The following is an 18,941-nucleotide window of genomic DNA, read 5'->3' on the forward strand; positions in this document are numbered from 1 at the left end:
CAGCCTGGAGCTTTTTTCCCTGCTTACTTCACTAATGCTTTGGCAGCCTCAATTGGCTTTTCATAGTTCGGGTGGTTTGTTGCTTCGCTTACATATTCAGCGTAAACGACTTTTCCGTTCTCATCAAGGACAAATACGGAACGCGCAAGCAGACGAAGTTCTTTAATATACACACCGAACGCTTCGCCAAATGACATATCTTTGTGGTCAGACAGTGTTTCCACTTTGTCAATTCCGTTAGCACCGCACCAGCGAGCTTGTGCAAATGGAAGGTCCGCACTGATTGTGTAGACGTTGACGTCTCCAAGCTTTGCAGCTTCTTCGTTAAAACGGCGTGTTTGCGCATCACAAACACCTGTATCAATTGAAGGGATAACAGAAATAATCGTTACCTTTCCTTTCATATCAGCTAACGATTTTTCTTCGAGGCTGTTAGTCAGCACTGTGAAATCAGGAGCTTGGTCTCCTACTTTCACTTCTTGTCCGACGAGTGTAACCGGACCGCCTTTAAATGTAATTTCAGCCATTATAATTCCTCCCTTTTGTATGTATGTCTCTATCATAGTAAAGTTTCTTGTAAACTGCAAAGTTTATGCCAAAAAAAAGTTAACTGCGGCCGGCGCAGTTAACCTTCTTTAATAATTCATATTGTTCATTTGGTTTTGATTTTGGCCCTGGCCTTGGTTCTTGTTATTTTTCTTAAACATTTGCTGAATGCGTTCTAGTGTTTGAGGGGCTGCGTCTAAAATTTTCTCAATTAAGTGGGTATTTTCATCTAAGTGAAGCATTCTGATACCGGTCGATCCGACAATTAAAAACGCGATCGGCGTAATGGACACACCGCCCCCGCTTCCGCCTCCGAAAGGAAGTTTCTGTTCTCTTGTCTCATCGTCTTCCGATTTCTTTTCAGCCGGCTTTCCGCCAAACTCGCTCCCGCCTGCGGCGAATCCGAAGCCAACTTTAGAAACAGTTAAAATCACGCTTCCATCCGGCGTTTCAACCGGATCTCCGATGATGGTGTTAACATCAATCATTTCTTTCAAGTTTTCCATAGCGGTTTTCATTAACCCTTGGATGGGATGGTCTGCCATATACGCTTCCTCCTTAAACTGATGAATCATTCTTTGAAGTCATTCGAGCCGACGGATGCTTCTTTAATATGGATAGCTCCCGTCCGTATTTGACGAATTTGAAAGCTGCAAGCATAGCATGTCCAAAGCGAAAAAAGAATATACACTGAAAATGGGTCTTGGAAACAGGGACTTGAAACGACGGGATCACTTCATAGACGGGTTTATTCACAAAATCCAGATGGTCGTACAGCATGGCAGCGATACCGCCTTTCACCCCCCATACAGCACCGGCTAACACACCTGTCACCGCCGCGTCCTGAATTCCGATAACTGTAATCCATTCGAGTTTTGTGATTTGTAAATGCGCGAGAAAAGACGCACTGATTTTCCGTAGTCTGGTGACCTGATGCAAAAGCATTTCGATTTTATGAATGCTTTGCTGCACATCGTTTTGTGTAATTTTTTTCTTTCCGCTGCTTTTTTTCATTTTAGATTCTGTTTTTTGTTTGATATCCACTGTTCCGTCTTCTTTGTTCAGCTTAATCGCCGGGATTGTTTTTTTGATCCGTATGAGGCCAAACAGCGTCGTGATTTTCAAGGTCAGTTTGTCATTATCATCTGCATGAAGATACTCCATCGCGACATGGATCTTCATTCTGAGAAGCAGTACGATCCCTATGAGTATAAGAATGGCTGTCAGCACATATACCATATTCTTCACTTCCTCTAGGAGCATTATCGCCAATACAGAAAAAAATAAACCCGGACAAGGTCCGGGTTTATCGGTTATTTACGGTATAATTTTTCATGCACCACAGTCGTATCCGCGATGTAATCATGAATCCCCTGTTTTGTAGGCGAAAAAGCAACGACAATATATAAAATCCAAATCTTATCGATATACCGCCCGACGACTTCGCGAAAAATCACTGTGCCCCATGTCAGTTTGCGATCCGGCTTCACAGAAACCACTTTCAGGCCGAACACCATTTTTCCAAGCGTCTGCCTGAAGAATTTTGTCATCAGCGCAAAATAGGCAAGATACACAACAAGCGTTGTCACACTGTAGGCCGAGAAGGTAAACATGCCGGATGTTTTCGGCAGATCCAATACGGTAAAGAGGGGAGAAACAAGTAAATGGTTTAATCCCCATACAACGAGCCAATCAAGCAGGAATGCCCAAAAACGAACCCAAAAGCCGGCATAGGCATGTGTCAGCTGCTCCGCTTCTTGCGGGCCTTTGATGTCCTTGCGCTCTAACTCTTCATATGTCACGTCCATTATTGATCCCTCCTACTTCGCATAGAGATACATCATTCTCGGCGAACCGGATTGTGAAAGAATTTCCCTCATATTCAGAAAATCAATTTCACTTTTAAACATTTTGTTCGCGCCCATGGAAAACAGTGAGCCTAATCCGAAGCTTTCCTCATAGGAAATGACAGAGGCATTTTTCAAATTCTTATGATCCTTTTTCATCGCTGAAATGGTATCGTCATAAAAACCAAGCTCATCAACGAGATTCAGTTTTTTCGCCTGACGTCCGTCATACACGCGTCCGTCCGCAATTTTCTTTACCTCTGCTTTCGACATGCCGCGTCCTTCAGAAATGACATCAACAAAGCCTTCATACGAATTATCAACCATGGTTTGCATGATGTTCTTTTCTTCTTTCGTCATCTCACGGGCAGGAGACATAATATCCTTATGGGCCCCGCTCTTAATCGTTTCAAAAGAAATGCCGAGCTTATCAGCAAGCTTTGAATAATTGACGCTTTCCATAATGACGCCTAGTGACCCGGTCAGGGTTTCCGGCGTTGCAAAAATTTTGTCAGCCGCTGTTGAAATGTAATAGCCGCCGGATGCTGCCATCGATCCCATCGATACGTAAATCGGTTTTTTTGTTTCTTTTTTGATTTCTTCCAGCTTCTTATGTATTTCTGCACTTTCATATACTCCGCCGCCCGGAGAATTCACCTTCAGAACGATGCCTTTGACCGTTTTATCCTCTTTTGCACGCTCAAGGTTTTTTAAAAACGTTTTGTGGTTATATCCGTCTGAACCTAGCAGACTGCTTGAATCCCCATTATCCTGAATGGTGCCGCTGACCTCCAATACGGCGATTTTACTTGAGAGACTGCCGTTTTCCAGCGTCTTTTCCTGCGATTCATCCGTCAGTGATGTGAGATCCGTTTGAGCGCCATTGACGCTTTCAAAGAAACTCATTGAAATGCTGACGATGATGGACACGCCGAAAATCCCCAAGGCAATCACTAATGCAATCCATCTTTTTGCATTCATTTTTTTCTCCTCCTTTTTCCAAAACCCTCTCATTATACGATTCAATATGAAAAATGTTTCATTTGATGAGAAAGCTCCGGCTTAACGGGCTGCCGGCAAACATGGTACACTTATGGCCAAAGGTATTTTACCACAAATACTGGATGGCAGAAAAACTTAAATATGACAGCAAAGGGGAAATGGGATATGACCGATCAACGCCGTAATGTTTATTTTTTTCACAAACAGGACCAGAAGACAAACGAACAGGCCAGCTCTTTAATCCAATTGGCTGAAGAGCATGGATTTACAGTTGTCAACCAGTACTCAGACGCCAATATTATTGCAAGCATTGGCGGGGACGGCACATTTTTGCAGGCGGTCAGAAAAACGAATTTCCGTGACGACTGCTTGTACGTCGGCATTACCAAAAAGGGGAAAGCTCATTTATATTGCGACTTTCATAGTGATGAGCGAAAAAAAATGGTCGATGCGATGACGTTTGAACAAATTGAAGTCAGAAAGTATCCGCTGATCGAAGTGACAGTAGATAACACCAGTCCTTTCCACTGCTTAAACGAGGTTTCCATCCGTTCAAGCATTATTAAAACCTTTGTGATGGACGTGCTGATTGACGATCTGCACTTTGAAACGTTCAGAGGAGACGGCTTGATTATCTCAACACCTACAGGCAGCACCGCATATAACAAGTCTGTTGCGGGAGCGGTTGTTGATCCGCTGCTTCCATGCATGCAGGTATCCGAGCTTGCATCCCTTAACAATAACACCTACCGGACACTCGGCTCGCCATTTGTCCTCAGTTCTGACCGAAAGCTGACCCTTCGTGTGGTGCAAGACGGAAATGAACATCCAATCATCGGCTTGGACAATGAAGCGCTCAGCACGAGAAACGTCAAAACAATCGAAATCAAACTGTCTGACAGGAAAATCAAAACAGTCAAACTAAAGGACAATTCATTTTGGGAGAAAGTGAAGCGTACTTTTTTATAGAAAATGAAAAGGACAGGCGGGAGCCTGTCCTTTTCTTATGTTTCATATACAATCCGGCCGTTGACCACGGTTTTTTTAATATCCAAAAGATGGAGCTGTTCCGGGTCAATTGTAAACGGATCCTCACTGAGAACCGTAAAATCCGCGTCATAACCTTCCGCAATTTTCCCCCGTGACTTCTCTTTATAAATGATCCCGGCGCTTCCCTCTGTATAGAGCTTAATCGCTTCATACACAGTTAAGCATTCGTTTTCATTATAACTCGGTCCGTTCTGCTCATGGCTGCTTTTTCTCAGCACTGCGGACTGGATGCCAAGAAGCGGGTCAACAGGCTCAATCGGAGCGTCTGAGCCGCCTGCACATAAAATGCCTTTAGACATGAGCGTTTTCCACGCAAAGGCTGTGTTCATCCGATCTTTTCCGAGACGGTCGATGACCCACGGAAAATCGCTGGCGACAAAATGCGGCTGAAGATCAAGTGCGATCGGCATGCGTGCTGCTTTTTCAATTAATTCGTCATTCAGCACTTGAGCATGAATCAGCCGATCATGCCGGCCGTTTTTAGGCGGATGCTTTTCAATTGCATGCAGCACTTTTTCAAAGGCAAGATCGCCGATGACATGAACCGCAACCTCCATGCCTTTTTCTCTCGCTTTTTGAATGAGCCGGCCAAGGGTTTCATCATCATGGACTTGAACGCCGTTAGTAGACGGATCGTCCTGATATGGCGCTTTCAGTAAAGCTGTTCTCCCGCCAAGCGCTCCGTCAGCGAAGATTTTCATCGCGCCGAACTCCACATACGGGCCAGACGGCTTCTCCAGCTGCTCCCATCGCTCGAGGGCTTCATGATGAACGAGCAAATGACAGCGGAACGGATACTTTCCGCTGGCGGCGGCTTTCTCATAAGCTTTCATCGGCACCGAAGCGTCCCCATAATAGGACAAGTCTTCTGAATGTCCGCCTGTCAGGCCTTTTGTCCAGCAGTCCTTTATCGCAGCCGTAAGCGCCTCATCAACATAGTGCTGGGAGACTGGCGGGAGAGCCTTCAAGATCAAATCCTGCGCCTTATCAAACAAAAGCCCGGCTGGCTCGCCATTTGCATCTCTTACGATGACGCCGCCGTCAGGGTCAGGAGTGTTTCTTGAAATCCCCGCCGCTTGAAGAGCCGCAGAATTGACGGCTATCGCATGCCGGCATACTCGCTTGAGCAAGACCGGCCTGTTCGGAAATAAGCGATCCAGATCATGCTTATTCAAATAGTCCGGTGTTTCAAACTGATTTTCATTCCAGCCCTCTCCAATGAGCCAATCGCCTTTTGGAAGCTGTCTTTCTCTTTCCATCGCAGCCTGCAAAATCGCTTCTTTAGAAGTTAATGCTGACAGATCGAGCTGAAGCTGTTTTTCGCCGTGGCCGATCAAATGTAAATGGCTGTCGACAAACCCGGGAAACATCACTGCTCCGTTCAAACTGATTTCTTCTGTTTCCGCGGACCCGTACTTTTTCTTTAGGCGTTCATAGCTGCCGGTACCTTTTATGACACCATCCTCAACATAAACTGCCTCTGTCCGATCGCCTTCTTCGAGCATCGTATAAATGAAACCGCCATGCCATATCGCCTTCATTCACGTTCACTCTCTTTCGTTACGCCTTTTTATTGGCTTTGAGCTGTTCTTCGCGTTTTCTTAACTCCACTCGTCTGATTTTTGCAGAAGCCGTTTTTGGCAGGCTTTCTACAAATTCAATCTCTCTCGGGTATTTGTATGGAGCGGTGATCGTCTTCACATGATTTTGCAGCGTTTTGACAAGCTCATCACTGCGTTTTCCATGGTCTTGCAGCACAACGTATGCCTTAACGATGGAGCCTCTGATTTCATCAGGGCTTGCGACAACTGCACATTCTTTTACTTCAGGGTGCTTAACAAGCGCATCCTCCACTTCGAATGGCCCGATCGTATAGCCGGAGCTGATGATGATATCGTCATTTCGGCTTTCAAACCAGAAATATCCGTCTTCATCTTTTTTCGCTCTGTCTCCTGTCAGGAAATAATCGCCGCGAATTTGCTTTTTCATTCTTTCCGGATCTTTGTAATATTCCTTAAAAAGTGCCGGTGTACTCAGATGAACAGCGATATCGCCAACCTCACCCGTTTTACAGATGTCGCCGTCTTCATTAATGATTTCTACTTGATTTCCCGGCGTCGGTTTTCCCATGCTTCCCGGTCTGATATCCGTATCTTTTAAGACACCTACTAAAAGTGTGCTTTCTGTTTGGCCGTATCCGTCCCGCACCTTAATGCCAAAGTGCTTTTGGAACACATCAATGACTTCACGGTTGAGCGGTTCGCCTGCGGAAACGGCGCTGTGCAGGGCAGAAAGATCATAGCGGTCCAAGCCTTCGACCTTCGCCATTAAGCGGTATTCCGTCGGCGTACAGCAGAAAACCTTAATTTTGTATCGGTTTAAAAGCTCTAAATATTTTTCCGCTTTGAATCTGCCGTGGTACACAAAACCTGTTGCTCCGCTGCCGAGTGTCGCTAAAAACGGGCTCCACACCCACTTTTGCCAGCCAGGGGCAGCAGTCGCCCAGACGATATCCTTTTCAGAAATATCAAGCCAAGCACCAGCAGATGTTTGTAAATGAGCATATGCCCAACCGTGTGTATGTACAACACCTTTAGGCTGACCAGTTGTTCCTGATGTATAAGATAAGAAAGCCATATCTTCTCTTGTTGTGTCAGCTGTTTGGAATTGGCTTCCGTCCGCTTCAATCGATAAGAGATTTTTCCAGCCGGCATCGTTTTCGCCAATAGACAGCTTAATCAGTTTGTCAGCCGTACTGACATCACGGAAGGCGCCAATAAATGCAGAATAGGCGATGGCTCCTTTCACTTCCGCATGCTCAATCCGGTATTCAAGATCTTTCGCACGAAGCATTTCGGAACACGGGATGACAACCATTCCTGATTTCAGGATAGCCAAATAAACAGCATAGGCTTCAAGCACCCGCGGAACCATTACAATCAGCTTGTCTCCCTTTTTAAATCCAAGGTCAGCCAAAGCAGCTCCGATTTTATTTGTTTCTTCCATCAGCTTTTCATATGACCAAGATTTTTGGTTACCCGACTCATCCTCCCACAGAAGGGCGGTTTTTTGTCCGACGGCACTGAACTTTTCCATTTCATTTACTAAGTTGTATTGCATAGGGGCAATTAAATCTTCTCGTTTTAACACGAACAACTCCTCACTTTCTCCATCCATTATACATAAATACAGGCTCTTTCCGTAAGGATATGCCTAAAAAAGACCTTCGTAAACATAGATTTTATAGGCCACTTGTCCTTTTTTATATATGTAAAAACGAAAAAGAGTGGGGATACCCCCACTCCTAAGCCAATATGTGAAATTGTAAATTAGAATTGTCCTCCGCCCATGTTTTGTTGAGCAAAAGATACAAGACGTTTTGTGATCTCTCCTCCAACAGAACCGTTAGCGCGAGAAGTTGTCTCTGCTCCAAGGTTTACACCGAATTCAGAAGCGATTTCTAATTTCATTTGGTCGATAGCTTGAGCAGCTCCTGGTACTAAAAGGTTGTTGCTGTTACCTGAGTTATTGTTAGCCATGTGTCTCACCTCCTTGTGAGTATAGAATGTGTTAAAACACATGGCTTCATTCAGAAAAACTTTGGTAATTGTATACAAGAGCTGTAGCTGGTTTAAAAAAGTTCCGCGAATTTATCGTTTGCTTCTTTTTCGCTATAAAGCGTCATGGTTTCAATGTTATCAACCGCTTCTTGAATATACGGCTCAAAATCAACAAAGCTTTCAAAGTGTTCGATTTTTTCTTTTTTAGGGCGTGTTTTCGGGCTTGGCGGCGTAAAGATCGTGCAGCAGTCTTCAAACGGCTGAATGCTCGTCTCATACGTGCCGATTTCCCGTGATTTTTCGATGATTTCTGTTTTATCCATGGCGATTAACGGACGCAAAATCGGTGTTGATGTTACCGCATTAATCGCATACATGCTTTCAAGCGTTTGGCTCGCTACCTGGCCGAGGCTTTCTCCTGTAATGATGGCAAGCCCGTTTCTCTTCTCTCTGATTCTGTCGGCAATTTGCAGCATGAGGCGGCGGGTTGCCGTCATTGTGTAGTTCTCAGGAATTTGTTTTTGAATGAGCTCTTGCGTTTTTGTAAACGGAACGATATGAAGCGTCATGCTTCCCCCAAAGCGGGATAGGCATTTGGCCAGATCCATTACCTTTTGCTTTGCGCGTTCGCTTGTGTATGGCGGGCTGAAGAAGTGAACAGCTTCTACCGATAGTCCCCGTTTCATCGCATAAAAACCGGCCACTGGGCTGTCAAAACCGCCGGAAAGCATCAGCATCGCTTTTCCCGCTGAACCAACCGGCAGCCCGCCTGCGCCTTTTTCATCTCGAATCGTCAAAAAAGTCGCTTCTTCCCTGATTTCAATTCTAAGCGGGATGTCAGGGTTGCGGACATCGACCGTCAATCCTTCTGTATGCCGCAAAATATGGCCGCCGATTTCAGCGTTCATTTGATTAGTATCTAATTCAAATTGTTTATACGCTCTCTTCGTCGCAACTTTAAACGTATCACCAGGCTGATACTGATCCTCCATCGCCTGCAGAGCAGTAGCTTTAATCTCATCAAGGCGGCTGTCACACTTAATCGCCAGACTGAAGCTTTGAATGCCAAAAACCTGCTTTAAATGAGGAAAAAGAGCCTCAGGATCATGTCCATTTAATGTAATCGTCATCCGATCCCGATTGGAAAAGTATTTTAAGTTCGGATAGTCTTTCAAAACGAGTCTGACGTTTTGCTTTAAGCGCTCAATAAAGCTTTTTCTGTTTTTGCCTTTAGTCGAAATTTCCCCAAAACGAATTAATATATGATCGTAATTCATGTTCTACCTCATCATTTTCTTTAATTTTTTGATGCCGGGGACAAGCGCGTTCATAAACGGTTCTGCCACTTCGCTTGTCTGGCTGTAATTTAAGCTGATTCTAATACTGCTTCCGGCAATTTGCTCCCCCTTGCCCATCTGTAAGAGAACTTTGCTCGGTTTATGCTCTTTTGCCGAGCAGGCTGATGTCGTTGAGACAAATATATTCTGTTCCTCAAGCATGTGTAACAGCACTTCTGCTTTAATTCCCGGAACAGAGAAATTAATAATGTGCGGCGCAGCATTCGTCTGAGGCGTGTTGACAACGACGCCTTCGGTTTCACTCAGCCTTTTCATAAACAATTCCTTTGCAGCAGCCATTGCGGCAAGCCGCGTTTCAAAATCAGCTGCGGCAAGATTGATGGCTTTGGCAAGCGAAACCGCACCCGCGGTATGCTCTGTTCCTGCCCGGATGCCTTTTTGCTGAGAGCCCCCCGTTATCAGCGGGATAAGGCGAGTTCCTTCTTTTACGATAAGTGCGCCCGTCCCCTTCAGCCCGTGAAATTTATGACCGGAAATCGAACAAAGATCAATGCCGGACTTTTCAATCGCCAAGGGCACTTTATAGATGCCCTGCACATAATCAACGTGAAATAAAATGTTCGGGTGCTCTTTCAGCACTTCCCCTGCCTCTTCAATCGGCTGTACGGAACCGACTTCATTGTTCACATGCATCATAGTGACAAGCACGGTATCGGGACGGATGGCTTGTTTCAGATCTTCTATTGAAACAAATCCGTCTTCGTTTACTGAAAGATAAGTAACGTCAAACCCGAATAACGCTGTCAGCTGCTCTAAAGATTCCGTAACGGACGGATGTTCAATAGAAGTGGCAATGATGTGTTTGCCTGCTTTTATTTTTGACAAAGCGGCTCCTTTTAAAGCCAAATTATTAGCTTCTGTAGCGCCTGACGTAAATACAATATCATATGTTTTTAGGCCCAAGGACCTTTTGATTTGATTTTTGGCTGCCTGAAGCAGCTGCTCCGTTTCAGCTCCATATCGGTGCAAAGATGAGGGGTTGCCGAAATATCGGCTGCTTGTCTGTTCATACACGTTCAAGACTTCATCATAAGGCTTCGTCGTTGAACTATTATCTAAATATATCATCTTTTTTACTCCTTTATGAAAGCGGTACAAGGTATGATATTTATCATACCATAACAAAATTTAATAGAAAATTACAAAAAGCTAGTATTGACTTCTATTTTTTTTACCATATAATAAGATTTGTTCGTTTCGTCATATTATCTGACAATTAATTGACAGAATATTTTAACATAATATTAGGAGGATTTTTTCATGAAACACTCACTGCCTGTCAAAGATACCATTATTATTGGTTTCATGCTATTTGCGTTATTCTTTGGAGCAGGAAATATGATTTATCCGCCGGAACTTGGACAAGCAGCCGGACACAACGTCTGGAAGGCCATCGGCGGATTTTTACTGACTGGGGTAGGCCTGCCGCTTCTCGGTATTATTGCCATCGCGTTAACCGGAAAGGACGCTAAAGGACTTGCTGATAAAGCACACCCGGTTTTCGGCACCATCTTTACTGTCGTGCTTTATTTATCAATTGGGCCATTATTCGCCATCCCGAGAACAGGAACTGTTTCATATGAAATCGGAGCTGTTCCGTTTTTAACCGGCGTACCAGAAAAACTTTCTTTATTGGTATTCACACTTATCTTTTTTGGCATTACGTACTACTTGGCGTTAAACCCATCCAAAGTGGTGGATCGGGTCGGGAAAATTCTCACTCCAATCAAATTTACTATTATCTTAGTGATTGTGCTTAAAGCTATTTTTACACCGATGGGCGGATTGGGCGCAGTTACAGAAGCATATAAAGGAACACCGGTATTTAAAGGATTTTTAGAAGGCTACAAAACAATGGATGCACTTGCTTCAATCGTATTTGGTGTTGTTGTTGTCAATGCTGTAAAAGGCAAAGGTGTTACACAGTCTAAAGCTCTTGCCGCAGCATGTATTAAAGCGGGCCTGATTGCCGCTTTAGGACTGACATTCATTTATGTGTCCCTTGCATACTTGGGTGCGACAAGCATGAACGCAATCGGCCCTGTTGGCGAAGGAGCTAAAATTTTATCTGCGTCTTCCCATTATTTATTCGGTTCATTAGGCAACATCGTACTCGGTTCAGCCATTACAGTCGCATGTTTAACAACAAGCATCGGCCTTGTCACTTCTTGCGGCCAGTATTTTTCAAAGCTTATCCCGGCATTATCATATAAAACTGTCGTTACCATTGTCACGTTATTCAGCTTGATCATTGCGAATTTCGGACTCACGCAAATTATCGCGTTTTCTGTACCTATTTTATCAGCTATCTATCCGCTTGCCATTGTCATTATTGTTCTTTCATTTATTGATAAGCTCTTTAAAGAAAGACGCGAAGTGTACATCGCATGCTTGATCGGTACAGGATTATTCAGTATTTTAGACGGCATCAAAGCAGCGGGCTTTTCACTTGGATCTTTAGGTGAGTTTCTAAGTGCGAACCTTCCACTTTACAGCCTCGGCATCGGCTGGGTGCTTCCGGGAGTCGTCGGAGCTGTTATCGGATATGTGCTTACTTTATTCATAGGCCCATCCAAACAGCTTAACGAAATAAATTAATGCCACAGAACGCCTGCGTTATTGCGCAGGCGTTTTATAATGGAAAAAGAGCCCGCTCATTACATGCGGGCTCTTTTCATAGTCGTGATTCATTAAGCGGATAAATCAGCTTTGATTTTTTCAACTGCGCCTGGCGCAGCCTTCTCTACAGCGGACGCTGCAATTTCATAAGAGTCTTCATAATCAAAAGCATAAAAACGTCTTTCCGCTTCTTTCAGCTGTTCAGATAAAATATGATTCTGGCTTCTGAACCGGTTTCCGAACTGAATGATTTTTTCAATGAGAATCACCTGCTCGACAAGTTCCTCTGATTCCCGGCTCGCCCTGTTGACAATATCTTCTGCTTGCTTCAAATGGGCTCCGGCTTCCTCCATATTTAATGGAAGTTCGTTTAGCTGGCTGACTGTTTCTTGAATGTAATGATGCGCGTTTTCCAGCATCTCTTGAATATGGCTCGGAATGCCTGGAATATTGCTTGTCTTCAGCAGTCTTGCTGTCTCAGCAATTGTTTTTTTCAAATTGCTGAGCGTCTCTCTCGCCTGAAGCTCTTCTTTTCGCAGCGCTTGCAGTTTTTCGCGAAATTCGTCATGCTCTTTTTTCACTTCTTCAATGTGCTTCTCTACTGATGCAACTTCTTCTACTAAAAGTGAGTAGGCGACGTGCTCTGCATCAAGCTTGTCTTTAACGGATGAAAGCAGCTTGCCAATTTCATCAAGGCGTTTTTCAAAAGCCTGCTGTTTGCCGAGCTCGCCAGCTGTCAGCCTGTAGCTTTCCTTTACCAGCTCAGTTTCCGCCTTAGTGTGTTCTTTCTCTTCTTTCAGCTTGTCATAAGCAATGATCAATTCAGGCATTTTGCTCAGCACAGATTGGCCGGCTTCAACTTCGCCCTCCAGCTGCTGATAAACAGCTTGAATATTTTCGTCAATAAGCTGCAGGATTGCGGACGCTTCATCAATATCCAGCTCAGTCATCAAGACATGCTCCGCCCGTTTCAACTGATTTGACAGATTTTCTAATTCCTTATCTAACTGGATATGCTCAAGCTTATACCCCTTCTCCTTCATTTCTCGATAGCCGTCCTTGAGCTTTGCGATCTGGCCGGGCACCGTCTGCTTGCAGTCAGCTAACAGCTTCGGCACATCATTTATGTAGGACTGAAGCCGTTCAAGATTACGATCCTGCTCAAGCAGCACTTGTCGTGCGGTAATATAGTTCCCGCCTTCTGTTTCTTCTTCGTATTGTTTGATTCCGCTCCAAATTTCGTCAAGATCCTTTTCAAGACTGTCATAAAGCTCTCCGTAAAGGTGGCTGTATGCCAGCAGGTTTTTTCGCGATTTTGAATAGCGCTCTCTTACCTGTTCAATTTCCTCACGGCTCTTTTCCTCACTTGTGACGAGGTCGCTGATTTCCCGAAGAATCTTTTCGATGCTCGATTCCGCGGCTGTCAGCAGATCATCAATATGAACGAGCACTTGATTGGCTTTCTTAAACCGGTATTTGTCTGCATTTTCCTCGGCATCATAAAGGAGCTCTTCAACTTTCGGCATGTGAGCTGTGACAATCTCATCCCATTCTTCACGCCATTTCTCAAAGAACTCTTCTGTCTGCCCCGTCATTTTCAAGTGTTTAATTTTGGACATTTCTTCCACAATCGACCGGTTTAGAATTTCAATCTTCCACGATTCCAGCCGGTCGATTTCGGCGTAGATTTTTTTCCTGAAAAAGTAGCCTGCTGCAAACAGCGCAAGCAGTACAATTAATAATCCAATGACAAACTCCATAATGAGCCCCCTTGCTGTTAACCTTAATCTGTCAGGGTGTTTTATTTATTCAGAAAGATTTCAGGATATGTATTGAGAAAAACTGTCGTTTTCATTGTTATTATGATACCATGTAACCAACATTTTTTGACCAGAAATCAAAAACTTTTTGTGCAAAATCGGCAGGATTTGACTATTTTTTCACGGGGTGACGCTAATGCAAAAGCGAGACGGACATATTCACACACCATTTTGCCCTCACGGCTCTAATGACACACTCAGGCAATATGCAGAAGAAGCCTTAAAAAAAGGCTTTGAATCAATCACTTTTACCGAACACGCCCCATTGCCGCCCTCTTTTACTGATCCCACGCCGCTGAAAGACAGCGCAATGGCGCAAGCCTCTTTGGAGAGTTATCTTAATGAAATATCCGGATTAAAAAAAGAATATCACGGTCAGCTTGCCATACGCACGGGGCTTGAGGTCGATTATATTGCTGAATTTGAAGATGAAATCAAATTATTCCTGGACGCATACGGGCCATATTTAGACGACAGCATCCTATCCGTTCATTTTTTGCGCACGGGTTCTTCCTATTTGTGCCTTGATTATGACGAGCATACCTTTAAAGAGCTGATTTCAGCCTGCGGAAGCATTGAAGCTGTGTACGAACAATATTACCGCACCGTTTATTCTTCCATTGTAGCATCTCTCGGCAGCTATAAGCCAAAAAGAGTCGGTCACATCACACTCGTCCAAAAATTCATCAAGCTGTTTCCATACAGCATGTCTGAACACATTCGCGGTCTCGTTTCTCAGTGCCTGAATGCCATTGACGAAAACGGAATGGAACTCGATTTCAATACTTCCGGCTTAAGAAAAACGTACGCAGGCAGCATTTATATCGAGAATTGGATGCTGAATGAAGCGAAACAAAAAAAGATCCCGCTTGTGTTCGGGTCTGATGCCCATCAAGCGGGAGACGTAGGATATGCGTATGATGCGTTTTTGGAGCGGTGCTAATTGATAAGCGCTACGTCCCCTGTCCGGAAGACGCTTCTGATCCAAATTTTGATTTCTTCAAAATACATTTTATAAAAGTACGGCTCGTGCGGCTGCATGTAGAGCACTTCTGAAATATATTGAGGCTGGAGATAGGGCATCATCAAAAGAGATTTTAATTGGAGAATAAAATGAGGCAGCGGCAGCGTCAAATGCTCACGCTGTTTTTCTCCTTCCTCAATGATCAGCTGGAAGATGTACTTTTCCTTCATTAGATATGTCGACATAATTTCCCTGTTTAACGTGGAGTCAATCGTGACTTCCCGGTAGACAAACCGAGTTAATTGACGATGATTATGCTGATAGGATAAAATATCGAAAACCAATTGGAGAAGCTGTTCCTGTGTGCTTTGAGAAGAGATATTGCCTGCCGCTGTTTCTAGCGTATTGCTGTAGCCTTCGTAAAACTCTGAAACTAAGTATTCCATCAAACCTCCTTTGCCTTTAAAATAGTAGGAGATGTGCGCAACATTTACATCAGCTGACTTTGCGATTTCACGGACAGATGTGCCGGAAAATCCTTTTTGGTTAAAGAGCATGACAGCAGATTCAATAATTTTGTCTTTGGCGCTTACTTTCATACGGCTCACTCCTTCCTCTTGATACTATTCAAGCAGAAGGCCGCTGTTCCTGTAAGAACTTATCGACAAATGCCGGCAGAAAAGCCGGACCTTTGTTTTATATTATAGAAAAAAGTGAGGGTTTCCCATGATCCATGTCGAAAAACAATCTGGAGATAAAGAAAAAGACTATCAGCTTCTGCTAAAACAGCTCGAAGCCATGACCGAAGACGAAACAGATCAAATTGCAAACTATGCAAATGCCTCAGCGCTCCTCTATCATTCTTTGCCTGAGGTCAACTGGGCGGGTTTTTATTTTGCCAAAGAAGAGGACGGACAGCTTGTGCTGGGGCCGTTTCAAGGTCTGCCGGCATGTGTGCGGATTCCTTTCGGAAGAGGGGTTTGCGGCACAGCGTATGCAAACGGAAAAGTGGAGCGTGTTGAGGATGTAAACGCGTTTCCGGGACATATCGCCTGCGATGCGGCGTCTCAATCAGAAATTGTGATCCCGATTCATGTTGGCGGAAAAGTTGTCGGGGTTTTGGACATCGACAGCCCGGTGAAAAACCGATTCGACGAAATCGACGAAAAGTATTTATCACAATTTGCCCAAAAGCTTGAAATAGCATTGGCGCAGTAATATAAAAGCCCAAAACCGAAATATCGTTTTGGGCTTTTTTTATTTTATTGAGTCGTGAATCCTCAAGCGGTTTTTTCCGCTTCGTTTCGCGCTGTAGAGCGCTTCATCAGCCTCATGCACAAGCTCTTTCAGGGACTTTCTTGTTTTTGCCGTCCAGCAGGAAATGCCGCATGAAATGGTTACCTTGGGTTTCGTGTTTTTTCTGACCGCATAAACCAGTCTTTCAGTAATCCGTTTTCCCACCGCAACCGTCACGTTCGGCAAATAAACCGCCAGCTCCTCGCCTCCCCAGCGGGCGCCGACATCATGCTTTCGGATGTTGCTTTTAATCACAGAAGCAACTTGAATTAAAATCTCGTCCCCAGTCTGGTGGCCGTACGTATCATTAACATTCTTAAAATTATCAATATCAACAAGAATAAAGACACCTTTTTGGTGAATTTTCATGCTGTATTGAATTTTCTCATCTAAATATACTCTTGAATACAGTTCTGTCAGCTGATCTGTTTTCACGAGATGTTCAAGGCGGTCGCGGAGCATTGAGTTCGTTACAGCCAGTGTGGCGTGATGAATCAGCGCCTGAAACAGCTTGTACATTTCAAATGTAAAAGCGTACATCTCCTGTTTCAATAAAACCGCAAAGCCCAAAAGCCTGTCATTTTCGATCATGGGAGCAGCCATCAGCGAGCCGTAGCCGGACTCTCCGAAAACAGACTGGCCATTTCCGACGAATACCCCTTTTTCCCCTTCATACAGCTTTTCCTTCAACTCATTATAAAAATCAGCTGGCTTTGTTTCTTTAAAAAACGCTGTGCTGCCGGGGAGCAGTGTTTGGTTTTCAAAATGGTCTATATGAAAAAAGCCCACTTCTTCTGCTTGAAACGATTCTGCCATTCTCACAGCCAGATCATGCATTGTATCAGTCAGTGTCAGCCGCTGATTCAGGCGGCGTGACGTTTCATTGATCAATTCTAAATTTGCGATGCTCGCTTTTGATTGTTCATAGAGCTGAGCGTTTTCAAATGCTTTTCCCGCCGCGTTTGCTAACAGCGACATTTCATTAATGTAGGCGTCAGTAAGAAAGCTGTCACCCGTTCCCTCAGCCTTCAACACCCCGTATGTCCCCTGCTGACCTTTGATCGGAATATAAGCGGCAGATTCATTTTTCCGTACAATATCTCCGGATAAATATACTTTGAGCGCAAAGGAATCGGATTTTTCCCCTTCCATATACAGCTCTTTTGCAGGAACCCCTAAACATTGGTCTTGATCGTGCGATATAAATAAAGAAAACTCAAAAAGAGAAAATGTATTTGTCAGACTTTCTAAAAGCTGCTTCAGCACCTCTGTCTGATCAAGAAGTGAATGAAACAGCTCTGTCATTTTGTATATCTTTTTTTGATAAATCATTTTGTTAACGAGTCTTTCCTGTTTCATCGACCGGTTTAAAAATGAAGCAACCACGTCCGGAAGCTCCCCGGGAATCGCTCCCTCCTGCCTGCATGTAAGATGAAAGCATCTGCCGGAACCGTCCTCAATCATATAAAATGAAGCGTTGATTTTCGAAGCGAAAAAACGCACTTCATCATTTGCCGGTTTTGCCGCAGAGTCAGATGGTGCCGGTGTAAGCGAAACACAAAGGGTTGAAAAATAGGTGTGAATAGCTGAAGCCAGCCATCTGAAAGAGTCGGTAAATGTGACTTTTTCAGATTTGGTCAATAAAAAATCGAGCATATGATAATGAAAGGCGGATAATTGATCTTTAGTTTGTTCTACCATGTTTTTATCACCTAAAAGTTTACCACTAATTTTTGTTTATTATATCATAAACGGCAAAGCAATAATGCAGGAATGGTTGACTTCAAAACAAATAAATTATATAATGACCTTTGTGTGAAATATTGCAGCCTTTTTGTTCAGCTTCTATGTTTTCATTTTGTTCCTTATCCATAAGGTGTATCGTGTAACTCTCTGCTGCTGGAGCGAGGATACATGAAAACAAAATGTACATGGTCGAATAGAGCAGACGGTTTTTATTTTCCACAAAAATAAAACCAAAGGAGGAGTCACATTATGGCTCGCTATACAGGTCCATCTTGGAAACTGTCCCGCCGTCTAGGAATCTCTCTTAGCGGTACAGGAAAAGAATTAGAAAAACGCCCTTACGCTCCAGGTCCACACGGCCCAGGACAACGTAAAAAATTATCAGAATACGGTTTGCAATTGCAAGAAAAGCAAAAGCTTCGTCACATGTACGGTGTAAATGAACGCCAATTCCGCACATTGTTTGACAAAGCTGCAAAAATGACTGGTAAACACGGTGAAAACTTCATGATTCTTTTAGATTCTCGTCTTGATAACGTTGTGTACAAGCTAGGTTTAGCACGTACTCGCCGTCAAGCTCGCCAATTGGTTAACCACGGTCACATTCTTGTAGACGGAAGCCGCGTTGACATCCCGTCTTACCAAGTAAAACCTGGTCAAACAATCGGTGTTCGCGAAAAATCAAGAAACCTTTCTATCATCAAGGAATCTGTTGAAGTAAACAACTTCGTTCCTGAATACCTTACTTTCGACGCTGAAAAGCTTGAAGGTACTTTCACTCGTCTTCCTGAGCGTTCTGAACTTGCTCCGGAAATTAACGAAGCGCTTATCGTTGAGTTCTACTCTCGTTAATCGGTCTAAAAACCCCTGCCGCTATGCGGTCGGGGTTTTTTTATCGTCTGATTCGTCTTCTTCCTTTAACCGGCCAACATTTGTTAGCGCCTGCTGCTCCCAATAATCCCGCTGAAGTCTTTCTTTTGCAATCGTACACATGAGATTCACGGTGAGCGCTCCTTTCTTTTAAAGGGTGGTGATTGCCGTCGTGTTTGCCCTATCTAATATACTCTTTTCCTGTTATTCCTATGCGATAAACCAAAAAAGATCCTTTGCCGCTAAGGGCAAAGGATCTTTTT

19 protein-coding genes are annotated in these 18,941 nt (G+C 44.0%); 5 read left to right on the forward strand and 14 right to left on the reverse strand.

Translation table 11 applies throughout. The features are described 5' to 3' along the window. Positions 1-23: 23 nt before the first annotated feature. The 5 genes from tpx to sppA form a co-directional block, all read right to left on the reverse strand. Positions 24-527 carry a thiol peroxidase gene (gene tpx, locus V756_RS0110320; protein ID WP_024714598.1) on the reverse strand — a complete coding sequence of 168 codons (504 nt, stop codon included), beginning with the start codon at positions 525-527 and terminating at the stop codon, positions 24-26. Between the two features lie 108 nt (positions 528-635). Further along, positions 636-1,091: a GerW family sporulation protein gene (gene ytfJ, locus V756_RS0110325; RefSeq protein ID WP_003223504.1), complete on the reverse strand. Its 456-nt coding sequence runs from the start codon at positions 1,089-1,091 to the stop codon at positions 636-638. 13 nt (positions 1,092-1,104) lie between these two features. Further along, positions 1,105-1,785, reverse strand: coding sequence for a DUF2953 domain-containing protein (locus tag V756_RS0110330; protein WP_024714599.1), 681 nt, complete (start codon positions 1,783-1,785; stop codon positions 1,105-1,107). 74 nt (positions 1,786-1,859) lie between these two features. Further along, on the reverse strand, positions 1,860-2,354 hold the full coding sequence (locus V756_RS0110335; protein WP_024714600.1) for an RDD family protein: 495 nt from the start codon (positions 2,352-2,354) through the stop codon (positions 1,860-1,862). A 12-nt stretch (positions 2,355-2,366) separates the two neighbouring features. Beyond that, positions 2,367-3,374, reverse strand: coding sequence for a signal peptide peptidase SppA (gene sppA / locus V756_RS0110340; RefSeq protein ID WP_024714601.1), 1,008 nt, complete (start codon positions 3,372-3,374; stop codon positions 2,367-2,369). A 186-nt stretch (positions 3,375-3,560) separates the two neighbouring features. Here sppA and V756_RS0110345 point away from each other — a divergent pair, with 186 nt between their 5' ends. Then, positions 3,561-4,364, forward strand: a complete 804-nt coding sequence (locus tag V756_RS0110345; protein WP_024714602.1) for an NAD kinase — start codon at positions 3,561-3,563, stop codon at positions 4,362-4,364. A 35-nt stretch (positions 4,365-4,399) separates the two neighbouring features. Here the strand turns inward: V756_RS0110345 and V756_RS0110350 are convergent, their stop codons facing one another. From V756_RS0110350 to V756_RS0110370, 5 genes are all read right to left on the reverse strand, one after another. Then, the gene (locus tag V756_RS0110350) at positions 4,400-5,986 is read right to left on the reverse strand and encodes an amidohydrolase (RefSeq protein WP_024714603.1); all 1,587 of its coding nucleotides are present in this window, start codon (positions 5,984-5,986) and stop codon (positions 4,400-4,402) included. A gap of 19 nt (positions 5,987-6,005) precedes the next feature. After that, positions 6,006-7,595: an acyl-CoA synthetase MbcS gene (gene mbcS / locus V756_RS0110355; protein ID WP_024714604.1), complete on the reverse strand. Its 1,590-nt coding sequence runs from the start codon at positions 7,593-7,595 to the stop codon at positions 6,006-6,008. 179 nt (positions 7,596-7,774) lie between these two features. Then, positions 7,775-7,984 (reverse strand): alpha type acid-soluble spore protein SspA, encoded by a 210-nt coding sequence (gene sspA / locus V756_RS0110360; RefSeq protein WP_014114778.1) that lies wholly within the window; start codon positions 7,982-7,984, stop codon positions 7,775-7,777. A gap of 92 nt (positions 7,985-8,076) precedes the next feature. Beyond that, complete coding sequence (gene thiI / locus V756_RS0110365; RefSeq protein WP_024714605.1) at positions 8,077-9,282, reverse strand: tRNA uracil 4-sulfurtransferase ThiI; 1,206 nt, start codon at positions 9,280-9,282, stop codon at positions 8,077-8,079. Between the two features lie 3 nt (positions 9,283-9,285). Next, positions 9,286-10,431, reverse strand: coding sequence for a cysteine desulfurase family protein (locus V756_RS0110370; RefSeq protein ID WP_024714606.1), 1,146 nt, complete (start codon positions 10,429-10,431; stop codon positions 9,286-9,288). Positions 10,432-10,623: 192 nt separating this feature from the next. On the opposite strand from V756_RS0110370, the gene brnQ reads away from it, so the two are divergent. After that, a complete protein-coding gene (gene brnQ, locus V756_RS0110375; RefSeq protein ID WP_024714607.1) occupies positions 10,624-11,961 on the forward strand; it encodes a branched-chain amino acid transport system II carrier protein in 1,338 nt (445 codons plus the stop codon). Between the two features lie 92 nt (positions 11,962-12,053). On the opposite strand, the gene ezrA is transcribed toward brnQ, so the two are convergent. Next, the gene (ezrA, locus tag V756_RS0110380) at positions 12,054-13,742 is read right to left on the reverse strand and encodes a septation ring formation regulator EzrA (RefSeq protein ID WP_024714608.1); all 1,689 of its coding nucleotides are present in this window, start codon (positions 13,740-13,742) and stop codon (positions 12,054-12,056) included. Positions 13,743-13,938: 196 nt separating this feature from the next. Here ezrA and hisJ point away from each other — a divergent pair, with 196 nt between their 5' ends. Continuing rightward, positions 13,939-14,745 carry a histidinol-phosphatase HisJ gene (gene hisJ, locus V756_RS0110385; protein ID WP_024714609.1) on the forward strand — a complete coding sequence of 269 codons (807 nt, stop codon included), beginning with the start codon at positions 13,939-13,941 and terminating at the stop codon, positions 14,743-14,745. Here the strand turns inward: hisJ and refZ are convergent. After that, positions 14,742-15,365, reverse strand: coding sequence for a transcriptional regulator RefZ (gene refZ / locus V756_RS0110390; protein ID WP_024714610.1), 624 nt, complete (start codon positions 15,363-15,365; stop codon positions 14,742-14,744). The two genes, hisJ and refZ, sit on opposite strands and share 4 nt — an antisense overlap. 127 nt (positions 15,366-15,492) lie before the next feature. Between refZ and V756_RS0110395 the strand changes: the two genes are divergently transcribed. Further along, a complete protein-coding gene (locus tag V756_RS0110395) occupies positions 15,493-15,984 on the forward strand; it encodes a GAF domain-containing protein (RefSeq protein ID WP_024714611.1) in 492 nt (163 codons plus the stop codon). A 39-nt stretch (positions 15,985-16,023) separates the two neighbouring features. Here the strand turns inward: V756_RS0110395 and V756_RS0110400 are convergent, their stop codons facing one another. Continuing rightward, positions 16,024-17,763, reverse strand: coding sequence for a diguanylate cyclase domain-containing protein (locus V756_RS0110400; RefSeq protein ID WP_024714612.1), 1,740 nt, complete (start codon positions 17,761-17,763; stop codon positions 16,024-16,026). Positions 17,764-18,057: 294 nt separating this feature from the next. Here V756_RS0110400 and rpsD point away from each other — a divergent pair, with 294 nt between their 5' ends. Then, positions 18,058-18,660: a 30S ribosomal protein S4 gene (gene rpsD / locus V756_RS0110405; RefSeq protein ID WP_024714613.1), complete on the forward strand. Its 603-nt coding sequence runs from the start codon at positions 18,058-18,060 to the stop codon at positions 18,658-18,660. 21 nt (positions 18,661-18,681) lie between these two features. Here rpsD and sr7p read toward each other — a convergent pair whose 3' ends face one another. Then, a complete protein-coding gene (gene sr7p / locus V756_RS1000000124405) occupies positions 18,682-18,810 on the reverse strand; it encodes a small protein SR7P (RefSeq protein ID WP_032682080.1) in 129 nt (42 codons plus the stop codon). Between the last annotated feature and the right edge of the window lie 131 nt (positions 18,811-18,941).

The sequence above is a fragment of the Bacillus tequilensis KCTC 13622 genome (genome assembly GCF_000507145.1).
GTDB classification, from domain to species: Bacteria; Bacillota; Bacilli; order Bacillales; family Bacillaceae; genus Bacillus; species Bacillus tequilensis.